The 19639-nt window shown below is 55.8% G+C and carries 16 protein-coding genes; 7 read left to right on the plus strand and 9 right to left on the minus strand.

The features are described 5' to 3' along the window. The first annotated feature begins 286 nt into the window (after positions 1-286). Entirely contained in the window at positions 287-1783 is a 1497-nt protein-coding gene (gene ansP, locus ACQG22_RS12095) for an L-asparagine permease (RefSeq protein ID WP_020684770.1), read from the plus strand. Positions 1784-1876: 93 nt separating this feature from the next. Here ansP and ACQG22_RS12100 read toward each other — a convergent pair whose 3' ends face one another. Beyond that, on the minus strand, positions 1877-2938 hold the full coding sequence (locus ACQG22_RS12100; RefSeq protein ID WP_062729497.1) for a YncE family protein: 1062 nt from the start codon (positions 2936-2938) through the stop codon (positions 1877-1879). Positions 2939-3182: 244 nt separating this feature from the next. Between ACQG22_RS12100 and pqqU the strand changes: the two genes are divergently transcribed. Next, on the plus strand, positions 3183-5297 hold the full coding sequence (gene pqqU / locus ACQG22_RS12105; protein ID WP_062729496.1) for a TonB-dependent receptor PqqU: 2115 nt from the start codon (positions 3183-3185) through the stop codon (positions 5295-5297). A 138-nt stretch (positions 5298-5435) separates the two neighbouring features. On the opposite strand, the gene ACQG22_RS12110 is transcribed toward pqqU, so the two are convergent. The 3 genes from ACQG22_RS12110 to ACQG22_RS12120 all read right to left on the minus strand — a co-directional run bounded on the left by ACQG22_RS12110 (position 5436) and on the right by ACQG22_RS12120 (position 8040). Then, positions 5436-6104 carry a GntR family transcriptional regulator gene (locus ACQG22_RS12110; protein WP_013096488.1) on the minus strand — a complete coding sequence of 223 codons (669 nt, stop codon included), beginning with the start codon at positions 6102-6104 and terminating at the stop codon, positions 5436-5438. 254 nt (positions 6105-6358) lie between these two features. Continuing rightward, the gene (locus ACQG22_RS12115) at positions 6359-7399 is read right to left on the minus strand and encodes an NADP-dependent oxidoreductase (RefSeq protein WP_062729495.1); all 1041 of its coding nucleotides are present in this window, start codon (positions 7397-7399) and stop codon (positions 6359-6361) included. A 65-nt stretch (positions 7400-7464) separates the two neighbouring features. Then, positions 7465-8040: a helix-turn-helix domain-containing protein gene (locus ACQG22_RS12120; protein WP_013096486.1), complete on the minus strand. Its 576-nt coding sequence runs from the start codon at positions 8038-8040 to the stop codon at positions 7465-7467. A gap of 150 nt (positions 8041-8190) precedes the next feature. Here ACQG22_RS12120 and ACQG22_RS12125 point away from each other — a divergent pair, with 150 nt between their 5' ends. Then, entirely contained in the window at positions 8191-8709 is a 519-nt protein-coding gene (locus tag ACQG22_RS12125) for a GNAT family N-acetyltransferase (protein ID WP_178328038.1), read from the plus strand. Then, positions 8706-9155: a DMT family transporter gene (locus ACQG22_RS12130; protein WP_369706463.1), complete on the plus strand. Its 450-nt coding sequence runs from the start codon at positions 8706-8708 to the stop codon at positions 9153-9155. The genes ACQG22_RS12125 and ACQG22_RS12130 overlap by 4 nt, the downstream gene beginning before the upstream one ends. 3 nt (positions 9156-9158) lie before the next feature. On the opposite strand, the gene ACQG22_RS12135 is transcribed toward ACQG22_RS12130, so the two are convergent. Beyond that, complete coding sequence (locus ACQG22_RS12135; RefSeq protein ID WP_062856304.1) at positions 9159-9392, minus strand: YdcY family protein; 234 nt, start codon at positions 9390-9392, stop codon at positions 9159-9161. Between the two features lie 99 nt (positions 9393-9491). Further along, a complete protein-coding gene (locus tag ACQG22_RS12140; RefSeq protein WP_369706462.1) occupies positions 9492-11090 on the minus strand; it encodes an ABC transporter substrate-binding protein in 1599 nt (532 codons plus the stop codon). A 283-nt stretch (positions 11091-11373) separates the two neighbouring features. On the opposite strand from ACQG22_RS12140, the gene ACQG22_RS12145 reads away from it, so the two are divergent. From ACQG22_RS12145 to ACQG22_RS12155, 3 genes are read left to right on the plus strand one after another with little or no spacing between them, the layout of a single operon-like run. Next, entirely contained in the window at positions 11374-12720 is a 1347-nt protein-coding gene (locus ACQG22_RS12145; RefSeq protein ID WP_369706461.1) for an SrfA family protein, read from the plus strand. A 4-nt stretch (positions 12721-12724) separates the two neighbouring features. Next, a complete protein-coding gene (locus ACQG22_RS12150; protein WP_029882937.1) occupies positions 12725-15706 on the plus strand; it encodes a virulence factor SrfB in 2982 nt (993 codons plus the stop codon). Then, positions 15703-17877: a virulence factor SrfC family protein gene (locus ACQG22_RS12155; protein WP_369706460.1), complete on the plus strand. Its 2175-nt coding sequence runs from the start codon at positions 15703-15705 to the stop codon at positions 17875-17877. The genes ACQG22_RS12150 and ACQG22_RS12155 overlap by 4 nt, the downstream gene beginning before the upstream one ends. A 56-nt stretch (positions 17878-17933) precedes the next feature. Here ACQG22_RS12155 and ACQG22_RS12160 read toward each other — a convergent pair whose 3' ends face one another. From ACQG22_RS12160 to ACQG22_RS12170, 3 genes are all read right to left on the minus strand, one after another. Then, positions 17934-18689, minus strand: a complete 756-nt coding sequence (locus ACQG22_RS12160) for an alpha/beta fold hydrolase (RefSeq protein ID WP_369706459.1) — start codon at positions 18687-18689, stop codon at positions 17934-17936. An 86-nt stretch (positions 18690-18775) separates the two neighbouring features. Then, a complete protein-coding gene (locus tag ACQG22_RS12165) occupies positions 18776-18949 on the minus strand; it encodes a GhoT/OrtT family toxin (protein ID WP_013096478.1) in 174 nt (57 codons plus the stop codon). Positions 18950-19234: 285 nt separating this feature from the next. Then, positions 19235-19522 carry a hypothetical protein gene (locus ACQG22_RS12170; RefSeq protein WP_029882934.1) on the minus strand — a complete coding sequence of 96 codons (288 nt, stop codon included), beginning with the start codon at positions 19520-19522 and terminating at the stop codon, positions 19235-19237. Between the last annotated feature and the right edge of the window lie 117 nt (positions 19523-19639).

A 19639-nucleotide genomic window follows, 5' to 3' on the forward strand; every position in this document is an offset into this window, starting at 1 on the left:
AATCATCAATCCGCGAATCTTTTGTCTAAAAACTCACCACGATTCAGCGCGTTGTGATCCCCGTCTGCTCTGACCACACGATTTCCTTCGACGTGCATCACTTTCGGCACGGTTATATTTTGCGTCGCTTATCAATTGCAGGTAGGATGCCTCGCCATGTTTCGCCTTATCCATACGCAGAATGACTGGGAAGGCGACATGTGTTTGCGCAGAAGCAATCGTTTGTATGCTCTCTGCCAGGCAGGACTATCACGATAATGGTTCAGACAGGCAAACAGGTAACTCAATGAAAACAAGCAATAAAAGCGCAGCCGATCATCATGCTGCTAAACGTCGCTGGTTAAACTCCCATGAAGAGGGCTACCACAAAGCGATGGGCAACCGTCAGGTTCAAATGATCGCCATCGGCGGCGCTATCGGTACAGGTCTGTTTTTAGGTGCTGGTGCACGTCTGCAGATGGCTGGCCCGGCTCTCGCCCTCGTCTATCTGGTGTGCGGGATCTTCTCCTTCTTCATTCTTCGCGCGCTGGGCGAACTGGTACTGCATCGCCCTTCCAGCGGCAGCTTTGTCTCTTACGCCCGCGAATTTCTCGGTGAAAAAGCCGCCTACGTCGCTGGCTGGATGTACTTCGTTAACTGGGCGATGACCGGTATCGTCGATATCACTGCCGTTGCGCTGTATATGCACTACTGGGGCGCGTTTGGCGATATCCCGCAGTGGGTCTTTGCGCTTGGCGCCCTGGCGATTGTCGGCACCATGAACATGATCGGCGTGAAGTGGTTCGCCGAGATGGAGTTCTGGTTTGCACTGGTAAAAGTGCTGGCGATTGTGATTTTCCTGGTCGTCGGTACCGTCTTCCTTGGCAGCGGTAAGCCGCTGGACGGCAATGCAACCGGCTTCCATCTGATAACCGATAACGGCGGCTTCTTCCCGCACGGTCTGCTGCCGGCGCTGGTACTGGTGCAGGGCGTGGTGTTCGCCTTTGCCTCTATCGAACTGGTGGGTACGGCGGCAGGCGAATGTAAAGACCCGCAGACCATGGTGCCAAAAGCCATTAATAGCGTGATCTGGCGTATCGGTCTGTTCTATGTGGGTTCTGTGGTGCTGCTGGTTCTGCTGCTGCCATGGAACGCCTACCAGGCGGGTCAGAGCCCGTTTGTGACCTTCTTTTCTAAGCTCGGCGTGCCATACGTGGGCAGTATCATGAACATCGTAGTGCTGACCGCGGCGCTCTCCAGCCTGAACTCTGGCCTCTATTCTACCGGCCGTATTCTGCGCTCCATGTCGATGGGCGGCTCTGCGCCGAAGTTTATGTCGAAGATGAGCAAGCAGCAGGTGCCATATGCCGGTATCCTGGCGACGCTGGTGGTCTACGTGTTTGGCGTGTTCCTGAACTACCTGGTGCCGTCCCGCGTGTTCGAGATCGTGCTGAACGTGGCCGCGCTGGGGATTATCGCCTCCTGGGCATTTATCGTGGTCTGCCAGATGCGTCTGCGCAAAGCCATTAAAGAGGGCAAAGCGGCTGACGTGAGCTTCAAGATGCCGGGTGCTCCGGTGACCTCATGGCTTACCCTGCTGTTCCTGTTCAGCGTGCTGGTACTGATGGCGTTCGACTACCCGAACGGCACCTATACCATCGCCACCATTCCGCTGCTGGCCGTTCTGCTGATTGCCGGCTGGTTTGGCGTGCGTAAGCGCGTGCATGAAATCCACAGCACCGCGCCGGTTCATCATGACGATGAAAAACACGACGGCCCGCTGGTGGAAGAGACCTCGCGTTAATAAAAAAAGCCGGGTGGCGGCTTCGCCTTACCCGGCCTACATTTCAGGGTTTTGTAGGCCCGGTAAGCGCAGCGCCACCGGGCAATGCCCACATTAGAGCGCGATACGTACCACATCGTCAGGCTGAGTCGCTTCCTGCTGACGGTTGGATTTCTGTTTCACCGTCACGTACAGCGTTTTGCCATCGGCAGAGAGCGCCAGGCTGTTTGGATAGACCGGCGTGTCGAAGGTTTTCGTCACTTTGTAGGTTTTGGTGTCAATCACACTCACCTTTCCGGCTTCACGATGCGTCACGTACGCTTCGTTGCGCGTCGGGTTAAAGAGCACCGCCAGCGACTCTGGCGTCGCGATCTTCTCAATCACGCTGCCATCCTTCAGGCTCACCACCAGCACTTCCGGCTGTTTTGAATCGGTCAGGAAGGCACGCTGCCCGGCCGTATCCAGACTCAGGTTCAGATAGAAGTGCTCTTTACCATCATCCTGTACCTTTTTGCGGCTGATGATTTTGTTGCTGGCGGTATCAATTGTCACCAGTTCGCCGTCGGCGTTGGTGGTATAGAGTCGTTTCGCCTGCGCATCCAGCGCCAGGCCGGTGCCGTAAGTACCGGTATTGGCGATGGTGTCCTTCAGCTTCAGCGTTGTGCCATCCACCACCCAGATCACGCTCTCTTTACCGACCCCGGTGATGTACACGGTGTGGGTGGCATCATCCGCCACCAGTTGGCGTGGCTGCAGCGGTTTGACCGTGTCACTGCGTTTGCGGTCGTCCAGAACCAGGCGCCCTTTCACCTCGCCGGTTTTGGCATCAATGGCGGTTACGGCGCCGTTGATGGTGTTGCCGAACCACAGCGTCTGGGAGGCCGAATCCAGGGTGGCGCCAAACGGTTTAAGATCGTTATGAATAACCTGCGTCACGTCCAGTGTGACCGGATCGAGGCGATACACAATCCCGCCTTTATCCATTTTACGGCTTTGTGATGTCGCAACCCACAGCGCATTCTCCTGCTGGCTCACGGCCATTTCATACGCGCCTTTGCCTACCGCTTTGCGCAACATCTCTTCGCCAGCATGCACCTGGAAGGTACCGGCAAGCAGTAAAGCGCTACACAACAGAGAACGACGCAGACGCGGCGAGCACAGATGACGTAAAGACATAACAATTCCTTTTTCACAAGAGGGGGTGTACTGCTGACATCACTTCCGGTCGGCAACGTCATGGCATTGCCGTTTTGTTAATGAGAATAGTAATCATTAATCAGCAAAATGTGGAGTTTTTCTTTTCCGCTTCGCCTTTCCTTAACGCAATGTGCGGTTATAGTTTTCAAAGCATTTACAAAAGTTTTAACATATATGGACATGTTCCATTTGGTACGTTTCTTATCCTTAACCGGTTTATTTCATGAAAATCATTTCTGCCCATAGGGCTACGCTTCCACTGCTACTGGCTCCTGTTATCTTTTCGCCCCTCACCGCAATGGGCGCGGATGAACAGACCCTGATCGTCAGCGCCACCCCACAAACGGTATCGGAGCTTGATACCCCGGCCGCGGTCAGCGTCGTGAACGGCGATGATATGCGTCACGCCGCGCCACGCATTAACCTCTCGGAATCGCTTGGTAGCGTCCCGGGCCTGCAAATTCAGAACCGCCAGAACTACGCCCAGGATCTGCAGCTGTCGATGCGTGGCTTTGGTGCACGCTCCACCTTCGGGGTGCGCGGTATTCGAATGTACGTGGATGGGATCCCGGCGACCATGCCAGACGGCCAGGGCCAGACCTCTAACATCGATCTCTCCAGCGTGGAGAACGTGGAAGTGCTGCGCGGCCCCTTCTCTGCCCTGTATGGCAACGCCTCCGGCGGCGTGATCAACATCAACACCCAGACCGGTCAACAGCCGCCGACCATTGAGGCCAGCAGCTATTACGGCAGTTACGGTACCTGGCGCTACGGGATGAAAGCCACCGGCGCGATGGGCGACGGCACACACGCGGGCGATGTGGATTACACCGTATCCACCACCCGCTTCACCACCAAAGGCTACCGAGATCACAGTGGTGCGCGGAAGAATCTCGCCAACGCAAAACTGGGCGTGCGGATTGACGATGCCAGCAAGCTGACGCTGATCTTTAACAGTGTGGACATGAAAGCCAACGATCCGGGTGGACTGAATTACCAGGAGTGGCAGGATAACCCGCGCCAGTCTCCGCGTGGCGATCAGTACAACACGCGCAAAACCATCAAGCAGACCCAGGCCGGGCTGCGCTATGACCGCCAGCTCAGCGCGCAGGACGATCTCAGCGTCATGATGTACGCTGGCGAGCGTGAAATGACCCAGTACCAGTCGATCCCTTATCAGCCACAGCTGCGCCCCTCCCACTCTGGCGGCGTGATTGATATGCAGCGTCACTATCAGGGCATCGATACACGCTGGACGCACCGCGGCGAACTGCTGGTGCCGGTGACCTTTACCACCGGCCTGAACTACGAAAACATGAGCGAAGATCGTCGCGGGTATGAGAACTTCGTGATGAACAACGGCGTACCGGAGTACGGCGTAAAAGGCGACAAGCGCCGCAACGAACGTAACCTGATGTGGAACGTTGATCCTTACCTGCAAACCCGCTGGCAGTTAACTCAGAAACTCTCTGTGGATGCCGGGGTGCGTTACAGCTCCGTCTGGTTTGATTCCAACGATCATTACGTTACGCCAGGCAACGGTGACGACAGCGGCGACGCGAGCTATCACAAGTGGCTCCCGGCCGGGGCGGTGAAGTATGCCGTGACGGACGCGTGGAACCTTTACGCTGCGGCAGGTCGTGGATTTGAAACCCCCACCATCAATGAACTCTCCTACCGCGCGGATAACCAGGGCGGCCTGAACATTGGCCTGAAGCCGTCCACCAACAATACCTATGAAGTGGGTAGCAAAACCCGCATCGGCAATGGCCTGCTGACCGCGGCCCTGTTCCGCACCGACACCGACGATGAAATTGTGGTGGATGCCAGCTCTGGCGGACGTACCAGCTACAAAAACGCCGGTAAAACCCGTCGTCAGGGGGTGGAAGTTTCCCTCGATCAGCAGTTTGCTGAAAACTGGAAGCTGAAAATGGCATGGACATATCTGGACGCCACCTACCGCACCAACGTCTGCGGTGATGACAACTGTAACGGCAACCGGATGCCGGGTATTGCCCGCAATATGGGCTTTGCCTCGTTTGGCTGGCAGCCTGAGGAAGGCTGGTATGCGGGTACCGACGTGCGTTACATGAGCGATATCATGGCCGACGACGAAAACACGGCAAAGGCTCCGTCTTACACGGTGGTCGGTCTGAATACCGGGTATAAGTTCAACTATGGCAACTGGGGCCTGGATCTCTTTGGTCGCGTTGATAACCTGTTCGACAAAACGTATGCCGGCTCGGTGATTGTCAACGAATCCAACGGGCGTTATTACGAACCGGCTCCGGGTCGTAACTATGGCGTTGGCCTGTCGGTTGCTTATCGTTTCGAGTAGGACTAAAACAGGCATTTTATTGCCTGTTTTACTCTTTCGTAATCTTAAATATCGTTCCTGATGGCGTAGAGCCATCAGGACTTATTCATGGAGCGAATATTTTACGACGGAAATATAGATTGGCTGCTAAATAATTCCTCAGCTAAAATATTGACGCTGTAAAAGTGAATTAGCTTCATCAATCAGTTTATCCACCGCTTTCTGGCTGGCTTCAACATCCCCTCTTTCCAGTGCCGCAAGTAACTCCTCGTTGTGATACGCCGACGCTTTGATGTCGTTGAGCTCCTGATGCAGATAGTTAATACAGGGCCCGATGCGTATCCACAGTTGTTCAATTAATGCGCTGAGCGTTGGCATCTCCGCATACTGATAAAGGGTGAAGCGAAACACGCGATTCGCGTGCAGCGCCTGCTGAACATTGCCGTTGCGCATCGCCTCATGAAAGGCATCCGACATTTTGCGCAACGTCTCAAGCTTAGCTGGCGTCATATGCTGACAGGCGGCCGCTACCGCCATTGGTTCCAGTTGTTTCCTGATAGCGGTGATCTCGTTATAGCGTTCCAGCGTGACCTCCGGCACCAGAAACGCCTGCGCCGGTGTGGCCTGCAGCGCCCCAGAGGAGACCAGACGCAAAAGTGCCTCACGAACCGGTGTGATACTGGTTCCTAATTTATCGGCAATCTCTTTGGTAATCAGTCGAGCGCCAGGTTTCAACGAGCCTGTAATTAATGCCCCTTTCAAACTGATTTCAACTTGCATGGTAAGACTGATTCTTTGCGCTTTCTCTAAATGATCCAAATCAAGCATGTTCAATTCCTGTAGCTAAAACTTAATGCTATTTATTAACGTCAGTTTAAATAAACGACGTTGGTCCGATATATCCTGTATCGTCATGCCTGGTGGTGGGAAATGCGTATAAACATCAAAAAGTACAAACACGGTTTTTTTATCGCTCTTTGGCTCATCCGCAAGGAAGGCACGAAAGCTGTGTAGGTTTAATTAAAGACAATATATCGTATCTTCACAAATAAATATGGCGGGTTACCCCGCCATAATCTTGTTTATTTATTGTCTGCCGCGACGCGAATCACGACTTTGCCAAAGTTTTTGCCTTCCAGAAGGCCAATCAGCGCCTCCGGTGCGTTTTCCAGCCCGTCGGTCACCTGTTCACGATAGTGGATTTTACCCTCCTGCACCCAGCGCCCCATCTCTTCCTGGAACTCTTTGATGCGGTGTCCGTAATCCTGGCCGATGATAAAACCCTGCATACGAATGCGTTTTTTCAGGATGGTGCCCATTAACAGCGGCAAACGATCCGGCCCCTCAGGCAGACCGGTGGCATTGTAGCCGCTCACCAGACCACATACCGGCACCCGCGCGGAGGTATTGAGCAGCGGGAGCACGGCGTCAAAGACCTTACCGCCAACGTTTTCATAATAGATATCAATACCGTTCGGGCAGGCGTTCTGAAGCTGCGTGGCAAAATCATCGGCATGGTGATCCAGACACAGGTCAAAGCCCAGCACCTCAACGGCATGGCGGCATTTTTCTGCGCCTCCGGCCACACCGATGACCCGGCAGCCTTTGATTTTACCAATTTGCCCAACCGTCGCACCTACGGGCCCCGTTGCCGCGGCAACCACCAGGGTCTCACCCGCTTTGGGTTGCCCGATATCCAGCAGCCCCATGTAGGCGGTAAAGCCCGGCATTCCCAGAACGCCCAGCGCCCAGGAAGGATGGGAGGGATTTTCGCCCAGTTTGACCAGGCCACTGCCGTCAGAGAGGTCGTACTCCTGCCAGCCGCTGTATCCCAGCACCCATTCCCCTGCTTTAAAATCCGGATGACTGGACTGCTCAACGCGGCTGACCGTTCCGCCGACCATCACCGCACCAATTTCAACCGGCGGTGAATAGGATGGCGCATCGCTCATGCGGCCGCGCATGTACGGGTCAAGCGAAAGCCAGATCGTACGCAGCAGAACTTCTCCTGCCGCCGGTACCGGAACCGGCTGCTCTTCGAGACGAAAGTTATCCGCGACCGGCGCGCCGTGTGGACGCGAAGCCAGTACCCAGCGACGATTTTGCGAAACAGATTGATTCATCAGAGACTCCTTATGGTACAGATGTCCATTGATCCTGGCTCATGATCTGCCTGAGCGCCTTAACATTACGAGCCAGACTGGTTAAGCCGAACCACCAGATAGACGCAGGGTTCATTGGTTTCGTTAATGAACCGACAGTCATTGGGCGGCCCGAGCTCCAGACAATCCCCGGCCTGCATTTCGTGGCGGGTGTCGCCTTCCTGAAAGACAAGCTCCCCGGACTGCAGCCAGATCAGCTGGCGGGCCAGCGCATAGGACGATGCGGGCATAGGCACATCGCTCCCGGCTGGCAGTTCAACCTGGACAAGATCGATGGGCAGATCGGTGCGCGGTGAAACATGGCGGCGCAGGTAATGGGTTTGCGGATCGCGCCAGACGGGCTGGTTAGCAAGGCGCAGCAGTTTACCCTCCTGCATCTCCGCTCTTGCTATCAGCGTTGACATGCTGATGCCGAACGCGCCGGATAAGCGCGCAAGCAGCGTTGCCGTCGGGCTGCTGTCGCCGCGCTCGATTTTGTGGATCATGGCGCGCGAGACGCCTGCCCGATCGGCGAGTTCGCTCAGCGACCATCCGCGTGATTCGCGTTCAAGGCGAATTCTTGCGCTAATCCGTTGATTCATCGTGTCTGTTATGGTGTTCATGACGTCATACTATAGTGTATGAACGGTATTTCAATGAGGTTTTAATAACAAAAAAATCGGGCTTATACCGTAGCCATCTGTCCGGGTTGTTGTGTAATATCGTAGCAATAACGTAATAACATAGTAAACAACACATTCAGGGGTTCCATCATGATCGTTCGTCATGCCTGCAAAGAAGACTGCGCCGCTATTGGTGAAATTTACAACCACGCGGTGCTGCACACCGCCGCGATCTGGAACGATACCACGGTCGATACTGATAACCGTATCGCATGGTTTGAGGCCCGCACCCTCGCAGGTCATCCGGTTCTGGTAAGCGAAGAGAATGGCATCATCACCGGCTACGCCTCCTTCGGTGACTGGCGCGCCTTTGACGGTTTTCGTCATACGGTAGAGCACTCGGTTTACGTCCACCCGGATCACCAGGGCAAAGGCATTGGCCGTATGCTGATGAAGGCGTTGATTATTGAAGCCCGTGACATCGGCAAGCATGTGATGGTGGCGGGGATTGAAGCGCAGAACCACGCCTCTATCCATCTTCATCAGACGCTTGGCTTTGTTACAACGGGTCAGATGCCGCAGGTGGGCACCAAATTTGGCCGCTGGCTGGACTTAACCTTTATGCAGCTGCAGCTTGATGAGCGCAGCGATCCGGATGCGATTAAATGAACCAATCACTGACGCTGGCTTTTCTGGTGGCGGCGGGCATTGGCCTGGTGGTGCAAAATACCCTGATGGTGCGCATCACCCAGTCCTCTTCCACCATACTCATTGCGATGCTGCTGAACTCGCTGGTCGGCATTGTGTTGTTTGTCAGCATTCTGCTGTTTAAACAAGGGGTCGCGGGGTTTAACGAGCTAGCATCCACGGTGCGCTGGTGGACGTTGATCCCCGGGTTGCTGGGCTCATTTTTTGTTTTTGCCAGCATTAGTGGTTACCAGAACGTTGGCGCGGCGACAACCATCGCCGTGCTGGTGGCAAGCCAGCTCATCGGCGGGCTGATAATGGACGTGCTGAAAAGCCATGGCATCCCGCTGCGGGCGCTGATCGGCCCGGTGTGCGGTGCAGTGATGCTGGTGGTGGGCGCGTGGCTGGTGGCCCGACGCCAGTTTTGAACATTACAGAATAACGCCGCCTTTGGTGAGCTGCTCCTGGCGCACCTCCATCTCTTCTTTATGTTGCTTACCGTGGTGCGAAATCGCGGTACGCAGGCGCTGCTGCTGGGTATAGCGTTCTTCGCGGCTCAGCTCAGCATCATCGCTCAGTTCAATCAGCAGTTCGTTCATATGTGCAATGACGCTTTCGTCAATCGCGGCATCCACACGGGCGATAACTTCGTTTAAATGTGACATTGTCACTCCTTTTCATTTGCCCGGTGGCGCTGCGCTTACCGGGCCTACGAGGCATGAGTAGGCCGGGTAAGGCGTAGCCGCCACCCGGCGATAAAATGCTTAGTTCAGCTTCGCTTTTGAGAAATCACTGCCCATCAGGCTTACGCTGTAACCCGCGACGTTGCTGCGGGTTGCATAGAACGTTTTGCCGTTTGCCAGCGCAATCCACGGCGCCTGCTGATAGAAAATCTCCTGCGCCTGGCTATACAGCTTCGCACGATCGTCCGGGTTGCTGGTCAGTTTGGCTTTCTGCACCAGGGCATCATAATCCTTATTACACCAGCGTGCAGCGTTGGAGCCGGTTTTGATGCTATTGCAGCCCAGCAGCACATCGGCAAAGTTATCCGGGTCGCCGTTATCCGACATCCAGCCGAACAGCGCGGAGTCATGCTCGCCTTTACGCATTCCGGAAAGATACTCTCCCCACTCGTAAGAGACGATTTTGGCCTTCACGCCCACTTTCGCCCAGTCGCTCTGGATCATCTCGGCAATACGGCGGGAGTTCGGGTTGTACGGACGCTGTACCGGCATTGACCACAGCGTGACCTCCGCGCCCTTCTCCAGTCCGGCCTGTTTCAGCAGGGCTTTCGCTTTTTCCGGGTCGTAGCTGTAATCCTTCAGATCTTTATTAAAGCCCATCATATTTGGCGGAATTGGAGATTTCGCGACCGTACCGGAGCCCATAAAGACGGCGTTAACGATGGCCTTTTTGTCGGTGGCGTAGTTCAGCGCCTGGCGCACAAGCACGTTATCAAACGGTTTTTTCTCGGTATTGAACGCCAGATACCCCACGTTCAGCGCATCGACGGAGTGCAGCGTCAGGTCTTTGTTGTTCTTAATGACGTCAAACTGCACCGGAGATGGCGCAGGAATGATCTGGCACTCATTGGTTTGCAGTTTCGCCAGACGGGTCTCCACGTTTGGCGTGATGGAGAAAATCAGGTGTTTGGTCGGGACCGGGCCTTCCCAGTAGTTCGGGTTAGCCACATAGCGGATCAGAGAATCCACTTTGTACTGCTGGAGTACATAGGGGCCGGTTCCAATTGGCCAGGTATCGACGTTCTCAGGCGTGCCTTTTTTCAGCATCGCATCCGCATATTCGGCAGACAAAATGGAGGCAAAATCCATGCCCCAGTCGGCCAGGAAAGCGGCGTTCGGTTCACTGAGGGTGAACTGAACATGATAATCATCGACCTTTTTAACGTCCTGGATCAGCTTATCGAGGCCGACGTCGTTAAAGTATTCGTAATTGCCCTGCGACACATTGTGATACGGATGTTTAGGGTCTTTCTGACGCATGACCGAGAAAATAACGTCATCGGCATTAAAGTCGCGCGTCGGTTTGAAGTATTTGTTGCTGTTGAACTTCACCCCTTTACGCAGCGTAAAGGTATAGGTCTTGCCGTCCGGTGAAATCGTCCAGGATTCCGCCAGAGACGGAACCGGGGTGTTTTTCACCGGGTCGAAATTGATCAGGCGGTTATAGAGTACCTGAGAGCTGGCGACGAATGACGGGCCTGAGCTGGCAATTTGCGGGTTGAACGACTCGGGGGACGCTTCAGAACAGTAAATAAGGGTGTCGTTGTTTGCCGCCCATGCGGCACCGGCTGGTAAAATAGCGCTCAGCGCAAGGGCGAGCAGTGTTTTCCCTGTAGACATGGTTATAACCCTGACAGTTTTATTATATAGGACAGTAATAACAGCACAGCCGCTATAAGCTGGCAAATAACGAAACACTATCAGGTTATTCTAAAGCCGCGTTTTTCGCTGGTTTTACAGCCAGTGCCGAAAAAGGTGATTTGTCTTAAGTTCCATTATCCGTCAAGCACAACCGTCACGATCTATGCCGCAAGAAATCGGCGCTTTTAGCGTCTCTTCCTCCGTTTGTTTGCTTTCCGGTTTCGTTAAAGTAACGGTGTGAAGAAGTATATGGGATCAAATCGTGGCAAAAACTCTTTTACGCAGCGGTAATCTGGATGATTTTCAGGCCGTTGGCGGCGGCGGACAAGCCGTTTTTGAATCAGCGTTGCAAATACGTGAAGCACTCCGGTTGCGCAAACAGCAGGCCATTGTCGACTGTCTGGCCATTCCGCAGGTCAACGACGGCGGTGACCGCGTGGACTGGTACTCCCCGGTGGAAGGTAGCGTCACCAGCTGGAAAACGGCCAATGAAGATGACCGTTTTCGCGCCCTACGCTATCTGGAAAATACCCTTGCCAGCGTTGAATCGCTGAGTAAGAAATGCCTCCAGTCGCCTAAAACCGCACAACAGCTTTTTGGCTCCTTGCTGTCGAAAGCCTTCCAGTTCCCGAGCGAAAATTTCCTTTATCTGGTCGACGGTAAACCGGTCATTGCGTTCTGGGGATTTGTAAACCTGAACGAAAATGCACGCGATGACGTACTCGACTGCCTGCGCGAATCGCTGATCCCTGAGCCCGCGCCGGTGGTGATTGAAGATCCTGAACCGGAACCAGAACCGACCCCGGCCGTCACCTTTGAACACGCTGACGAACCTTTGATCGCCCCGGCCACGGTTGTGCGCATTACGCCGGAAGCGCTGTATGAGCCCGAGCCCGCCCCCGCCGTTGCGCCGCCTGTTGAAGAGCCTGTTCCTGCGCCCGTCGTGAAAAAGCGTCGCGTTCCCTTATGGTCGCTGCCGGTTGCCGCTGTGATCGTTGCCGCCATTGCCGCCCCGCTGCTGTGGCCAAAACAGGCCCCTTCGGCAGAGCCCGCGCCAGCCGCCGCCCCGGCACCGCAACCTGTGGCGATTGCCCCAAAACCAATTAAAGCGGTTGAACCACTGGCGATGAACCTGCCGCTGCATCAGGCTGAGGTGGTAGAGAATAAAGCGAAGGAACCCGATCCCGCTCCGGTGTCTGCCCCGGTGGTGATTGCCGCGATACCGAAAGATGCCATGGTCATGGAGGCCGGTCAGGTCAAAGCGGGCTCGACGCGTTTCCTGAACGGCACCTGGCGCGCCATTCTTGACGTAAAAGATCCGGTGACCGGCAAACCGCCGTCACTGCGCTATCAGATCCAGAACAACAAAGGCTTCGCCCGTGTTGTGCATGGCGATAACGTTGTGTGCCGCGTAGAGGTTTTCTCCGGCCTGCACAGCAATGGCGAGCTGATGATTAAGAGTCGCGGCAATGCACGCTGCACAGACGGTTCCCGCTACCCGATGCCGGAAGTCTCCTGTAAAGCAGGCACCAGCGATGTCGCCGAATGCAATGCCCGTTATGATGCAAAAACCGTCGTTCCACTGACGTTTAAGAAAGCAGGTGCCTGATCCTATGCTGGTAAATCTTTGCGACTATAAACAGAGCGTTACGCTTATTGCCAACAGCGGTGTACAGTTCCTCGATTTCGGTCTGACCCCGCAGGACACCGCCAGCAACGGGCGTTTCGTGCGTAAAACCGCGAACGGCCCGCTTTTGCGCCTTGATTTCGACCTGGTTAACGGGCGTTACACCCTGCCCGGCACGGACGGCGGCCAGCCTGAGGTAGTCAAGCCTGAGACAACCATCGCGCTGCATCAGTCCCTGGCCGTGCTGGATGGCGTCTGGCTCCCCGTTCCGTTCCTGCGTTTCAACCCGCCGCGAACCTTTGTTGACGGCCCGGACAACTGGGCGCGCGTTCAGGTCCGCAAGCTGGAGACGCCGGACACCGCAGGCAACACCCATCGCGTCACCCTCGCCCTCGACAGCCAGATTGCGGAGCATGCCACCTCCGCGCTGTCGCCGGTGGAAAACGACATCCTCAACGGGACCCGCTTCGCGCTGGCCTGGCGCGATGCCGAAGTAGAAAATTTCCTCGACCAGACGTGGATAGACGGCTGGTTGCGCGAAGCGTTCACGCAGTACGCCTCGGACGTTGAACACCGTTCAGAACGCGATCTGCAACAGGCCATGCGCAGCTTTGAGTATCAGGCACACTGGCTGAATGTGCTGACCATGCTTGGTGAACAGCTCACCGTGCCGGAAGTCAAATTTGTCACCCATACGCTCAGCACGCCTGCCATTCCGGTCGATTTGATCCTCGACGTGGGCAACACCCATACCTGCGGCGTGATTATTGAAGATCACGGCGACGCCAACGACGGTCTGCGCCAGACGGCCGAGTTGCAGGTGCGCTCTTTAAGCGAGCCGCAGTTCCTCAATGAGCCCCTGTTTACCAGCCGCCTGGAGTTCTCGGAAGCACGCTTTGGCAAACAGCACTTCTCGGTTGAAAGCGGTCGCGAGGATGCCTTCGTCTGGCCTTCTATTGTCCGGGTTGGCGATGAGGCGCGTAAGCTGGCCATGCAGCGTCTGGGGACTGAAGGTAACAGCGGTATCTCCAGCCCGCGTCGCTACCTGTGGGATGAGACGCCGGTGGTGCAGGACTGGCGTTTCAGCCAGATGAACAGCAAAACCCAACGCGAGCCGCTGGCAACCGCGTTCCCGCTGATGAACCTGATGAATGATGACGGCGAACCGCTGTTTACGCTGCCCCAGGACGAGCGTCTGCCGGTTTTCTCTCCGCAGTACAGCCGCAGCACCCTGATGACCCATATGCTTTGCGAGCTGCTGGCACAGGCGCTGGGCCAGATCAACAGCGTCGCCACGCGCTTGCGTCTGGGCTTCCCGGCGTCTCCGCGCCAGCTGCGCACGCTGATCCTCACGCTGCCCTCGGCGATGCCGAAGCAGGAGCGCGAGATCTTCCGTCGCCGCATGTTTGAAGCGATTGCCATCGTCTGGAAAGCGATGGGATGGCATCCGCAGGATGAAGACTTTGCCACCCGCAAGCAGCAGGATAAAAGCGTGGTGCCGGTGCCTGAGATCCAGATGGAGTGGGATGAAGCGAGCTGCGGGCAACTGGTCTGGCTTTACAACGAAGCGATCTCCCGTTTTGGTGGTCAGACGGAAGCCTTCTTCGCCTCCCTCGCCCGCCCGGATCGTGAACCCGAGCCTGGTGTCCAGCCGGGTCGCGCGCTGCGCGTCGCTTCTATCGACATTGGCGGCGGCACCACAGATATGGCGATCACCCACTATCAGCTGGATGACGGCTCCGGGAATAACGTCAAAATCACGCCACAGCTTCTCTTCCGCGAAGGGTTTAAAGTGGCCGGCGACGACACGCTGCTGGACGTTATCCAGCGCTATGTGTTGCCAGCCCTGCAAACGCAGTTGCAGAAGTCCGGCATTGCGGACGCGTCTCTGCTGATGGCGTCGTTGTTCGGTGACTCCGGGCGTATTGATACCCAGGCGGTATTGCGCCAGCAGACCGCACTTCAGCTCTTTATGCCGATCGGTCATGCGATCCTTGCCGCGTGGGAATCCAGCGACATTGACGATCCGCTGGCCGGTTTACATGCCACCTTTGGCGATCTGCTGCCGCAGAAGCCGACCCGCAACGTAATGAACTACCTGCAGCAGGCAGTCGACCACGCTCTGCCTGCTGGCTCTGAAGCCTTCGACCTGTTTGCCGTGCCGCTGCATGTGAATTTCCGCGAAATGCAGGATGCAATGCTGGCGGGTCAATTCACGCTGGCCTCTCCGCTTCATGCGGTGTGCGAAGCGATCTCTCATTACAGCTGCGATATTTTGCTGATCACCGGTCGTCCGGGGTGCCTGCCGGGCGTGCAGGCGCTGATCCGCCATCTCCAGCCCGTGCCGGTTAATCGCATCGTATGGCTGGATAAATACCAGGTTCATGAGTGGTATCCGTTCAGCCAGCAGGGTCGCATCGGTAACCCGAAATCGACCGCCGCCGTGGGGGCCATGCTCTGCAGCCTGGCGCTCGATTTGCGTCTGCCGCGCTTTAACTTTAAGGCGGCCGATATTGGCGCCTACTCCACCGTGCGCTATCTGGGCGTGCTGGATAACACCGTTAACACGCTGCGTGAGGAGAACGTCTGGTATCAGGATATCGACCTGGATAAACCTGGCGCAAAACTCGATGCCCGCCTGCATTTCCCGCTGCGTGGGAACGTCACGCTTGGCTTCCGCCAGCTGGCGAACGCACGCTGGCCGGCGACGCCGCTGTACACCCTGAGTATCAACTCGGCGGAACTGGCCAAAGCGATTGCTGGCGACGGCGTGCTGAACGTGCGGCTTAAGCTCTGCGGAGGCAGCAAGCACGAAGGCCCGGAATCTTTCGAGCTGAGCGACGCCTGGCTGCAGGATGGAACCCCTGTCCCACCTGACGCCTTAACCTTCAAACTGAATACCCTGGCCGATCGCCGTCATAGCGGTAGCCACTACTGGATCGACAGCGGGAGTGTATACCTGAAATGAGTGCAACGATGACCACCACGCAGGCCTTAATCGGGTGGATTAACGAGACGCGCCTGCACGCCCCGGTGCTGGATAACGATGCCGACGCCCTGCTGGCACGTATCAATGCGGCGCAGGCGCGGGAGCAGGCCATTGAACAGGCCCTGACCCGGCGGAGCAGCATTGGTCTGTATGGCCACTCCCAAAGCGCCAAAGCGCATCTGTTGCTGTCCCTGTGCGGCAACGGTAACGGGCGGCTGAACGTCACCCCCGGGCAACGCACGTTTGACTACTTCTCACATATCAACCCGGGACATGCCCTGACCAACATGGCACTGCGTTTCACCACTGAAAGCGCGGCAGTGGACGATGAGGCTTTCCCGCTACGTCTGAGCCTGGTCACCGAGGCCGAGCTGGTGCAGCTGTTTATTGCCCGCACCACCTTACACCCGCAGATCCGCGCCGTGGATAAAGCCGTTATCGAGACGCGCCTTGAGAAGTGGCGCGGCCTGCATCAGCCGCAGGGTGTACCGGGCATAACGGCGCAGGAAGTGGGCGCGATTGCCCGCTTCTGGCAGAGCACGGTACCTGCCGCCAGACAGCAAATTGATGATGTGCTGTGGCATCAGTTTGCGCAACTGGTGCCATCGCTTGATCTCACCACCCGGGCCAGCGTCTGGTCGCTTTTGTGGGGTGAGCAACAGGAACTGACCCAGCAGTGGTTAAAGCTCGCCCATGTTCTGCACCAGACCAGCCACGCCAGCGAACTTGCCGCCCCGCTCAGCCTGCTGGTGGATAACTTTGGTCTGCCTGGTGAAGGCTTCCTGACCCATGGCACCTTTACCCTTCCGGACGCTCAGGAGACGCTGCTGCATCCCCTGAACAACGGCGAGATGCTTAATGCCATTAGCCTGCCCGTCGATGTACTGGCATTCCTGACGCGTGAACTGGTACTGCCTGTCGAGAGCAGCGCGCTGGATAACGTCGATATTATTGATATCCCGGTATTTGCAGACAACAGCGCCGATCCGCTAAGCCAGGCCAAATGTCAGTGGCTGCTGGAACACTATCGCCAGCAGCTGCAGCCAGATGTGCTGGTTATCTGCAATGCGGCCGCGCAGCACGACCAGACGGCAAAAAAAGCAAAGGTACTGATGAACTGGGTCAAAGAGACGCAGCCTGCGGAGGAATCAGCCCTGCCGGGTCTGGTGTGGGCGATTACGCCTCACGACGCGCGTTTTACCACCCGGCAAAACCTCGATGAAGCGGTCCAGCATCTGCTGGGTAAACCGGGCCTGCGCTGGGGCACGCTGCAGGCGCTGGACAGCCACAGCATGCAGCGCGTCATCGAGTGGCTGTCTCAGGCCACGTTACCTGCCCAGCGACAGAAACGTCTCAACACGCTGAAAACGGCGCTGCGCCAGGATCTGTCGGCTTTAATGCACAGCTATCTGGCACCACTGGTTGAGGAGCCTGCAGCAAGACGAACTCAGGCCGAGAACATGGTTCGTACCCTGCAAAGCAGCGCTGCCCGCCACGGCGAATTGCTCGAAGGGCTTCTGCCTCCGCTTAAAGCCTTCGAAACGCTTCTGGCCGTCCAGCAACCGCGCGAGGAGCAGGTCAACGGTCTGTTTACGGATACCATCGATCTGTTTGCCGATAATGCGCAGGAAAGTGCCAGCACGTTCCAGACAAAAGATAAAGCGCGCCTGGCGCATAAAGTGTGGATGAACCATTTGCGCCAGTGGAGTCGCAATGACGCAGCGGCCACACGCCTGGGTCTTGAGCCTGCGGTGTTACAGCAAATTGCCGAGGTTCTGGTGGTCGCCAGCTACCGTCTTAACCTGCCTCAGCAGCTTCAGCGTATTGTCGAAACCGACAAGAGCAGCGCCGCACAGCTGCATGCTGTGATAGGTAATTTCGTTGGCTGGCTGGGTTACGACCAGACGCCTGTTGCTGAACGTCCGGCAAGCCGTATCCGTAAGGGGCAGGCAATCTTTGTTACGCCCGTGGTTAGCTGCGCCGCGCCGCGCCTGACGCGCCTGGGGGAACAGCCTGTCCATGCGGCCACCGCATACGTATATGACTGGCTAGTTGCCCTCTATAGCCGGGCAATAGAGAACATTGATTATCAGCACCCGCATGATGTTCAGCCTGACGCACGTCGGGCACTTCGGGCTTTAATCATGTAGCAGCCTTTGTTGCCGGGTGGCGCTGCGCTTACCCGGCCAACATTTCGCAACGATAATCACGCCGCCATACACTCCGCTAACGTCTGCGCCAGTGCCGACGGGTTTTCCCACGACATGGAGTGCCCCGCAGCAGGGATGATTTTGACCTCAACGCCCTTCTGCTTCAGGCGCTCCACATCGTCATCCGGCAAAGAGAGCTCGCCGAAAATCAACGTCACCGGGCAAGGCAGAGACAGAAATTGCGTTTCCCAGTCCGGCTCAACGCCCGCCACCAGACTCGATGCGCCGCGCCAGACAGCATAAGGTGCATTACTTTGGAGGCACCCGGCCCACGCCGTTTCTTCTGCTCGGAGCATGGCCTGATATCCCTGTTCCAGAAACTGCTGTTCCGTTTGTGCGGCAATCGAGCGGCTGAACATCCCACCCCCGGCATGAAAATTGGGTTCCGACACCATCAGCCCTTTAACACGCGATGCCAACAGCCCCGCCGCTTCAATGGCGATGCTGCCGCCCATGCTGTGACCGTACAGCCAGAAGGCATCGAGCTTCAGATGATCCATCAGTTCAGCCACAACGCGGGCCTGATCGGTAGTTTTGTAGCTGTAGTGCTCAGGCTTATCGCTGTAACCGCTGCCGGGTAAATCGATGAGAATCGTTCTGCCCCCGCCAAACTGAGGGTCACGAACGACGCGGGGATATTCATAGGACGAGGCGCAGCCCAATCCGTGGATGAAGACGACGGGATCGCCGGTGCCGGGCAAATCATGCCAGCGGACTGTGCAACCCGCATGTTGCGAGTAAAAACTGTTCATAAGCACTCCTTTTACGATGCACTGTTTATTTATACAGTTATCGTGACGGGAATGCCATGTTCATCGTTTAAAAATGGAAGCGTGCTTCAGAAAAGCGAGACCAGCAGCGCAACGGGGAAGCTCATCGGCCAGGTCGACCCTACCAGAAACGCGCTGAGCAGGCGGATGCGTTTACGATCTTTAGACAGGAACCAGGTGATTAATGCGCAGATAGAAGCCATGATTGCGTAAAAAACCAACATCTTTTGATACAACGTCATTCTGTATTCCAGAGCCGAAAAAATAACCGCACGCAATATGCGTCATATGTTGATACAGATCAAGTTTTTTCGTTACACAATAACCATTTAAATATTAAGGCTAATAACAAATGAGTATATTGCGTTACAACTATGCCCTGACAAGGATCCGTCTTCGAAAACCATGCATGACAAGATCAAGATTGTAGTTGACTCTTTAATCCCTCTGGCTTCGATGCCCCGTGGTTATCTTCAGGTAACAAAAAACCCCGCTTGAGCGAGGTTTGGCATCTTTTCAATGGTGAATTAAAAAGGAAGCATTGCGCGGATTTCAGTGTGCCAACTATGAAAGGCAGGTAGGTCATCTAATAACCAGAAACCTAAACCAAGTACTGCAGCACTCATCATCATTTGAGCAATAACGTTAAACCAGTATTCAATAGGTTTAGTGTCTTTGTGGATATATTCCTTTCGCATCGTTCCCTTGAAGGTTTTAGTGTAGACACCTCGTCGCAAAAAGATAATCGACTGAACAAGCATAAAGGGGCAGGTCAGAAAAATTGCACATACCGTGAACCAATATTGAAATCCCATTACCTGTCATTCCAGTTGCCGTTTGGGGCCATTATTACACATGTTTATCCAATTCCAGTCAGGATGGCATAATCATCAACCAGGTAGCTCTGCTGAGCACTAATTTTAACGTCAATG

Source organism: Enterobacter cloacae complex sp. 309I3 (genome assembly GCF_050031595.1).
In the GTDB taxonomy this organism is placed as follows: domain Bacteria; phylum Pseudomonadota; class Gammaproteobacteria; order Enterobacterales; family Enterobacteriaceae; genus Enterobacter; species Enterobacter cloacae.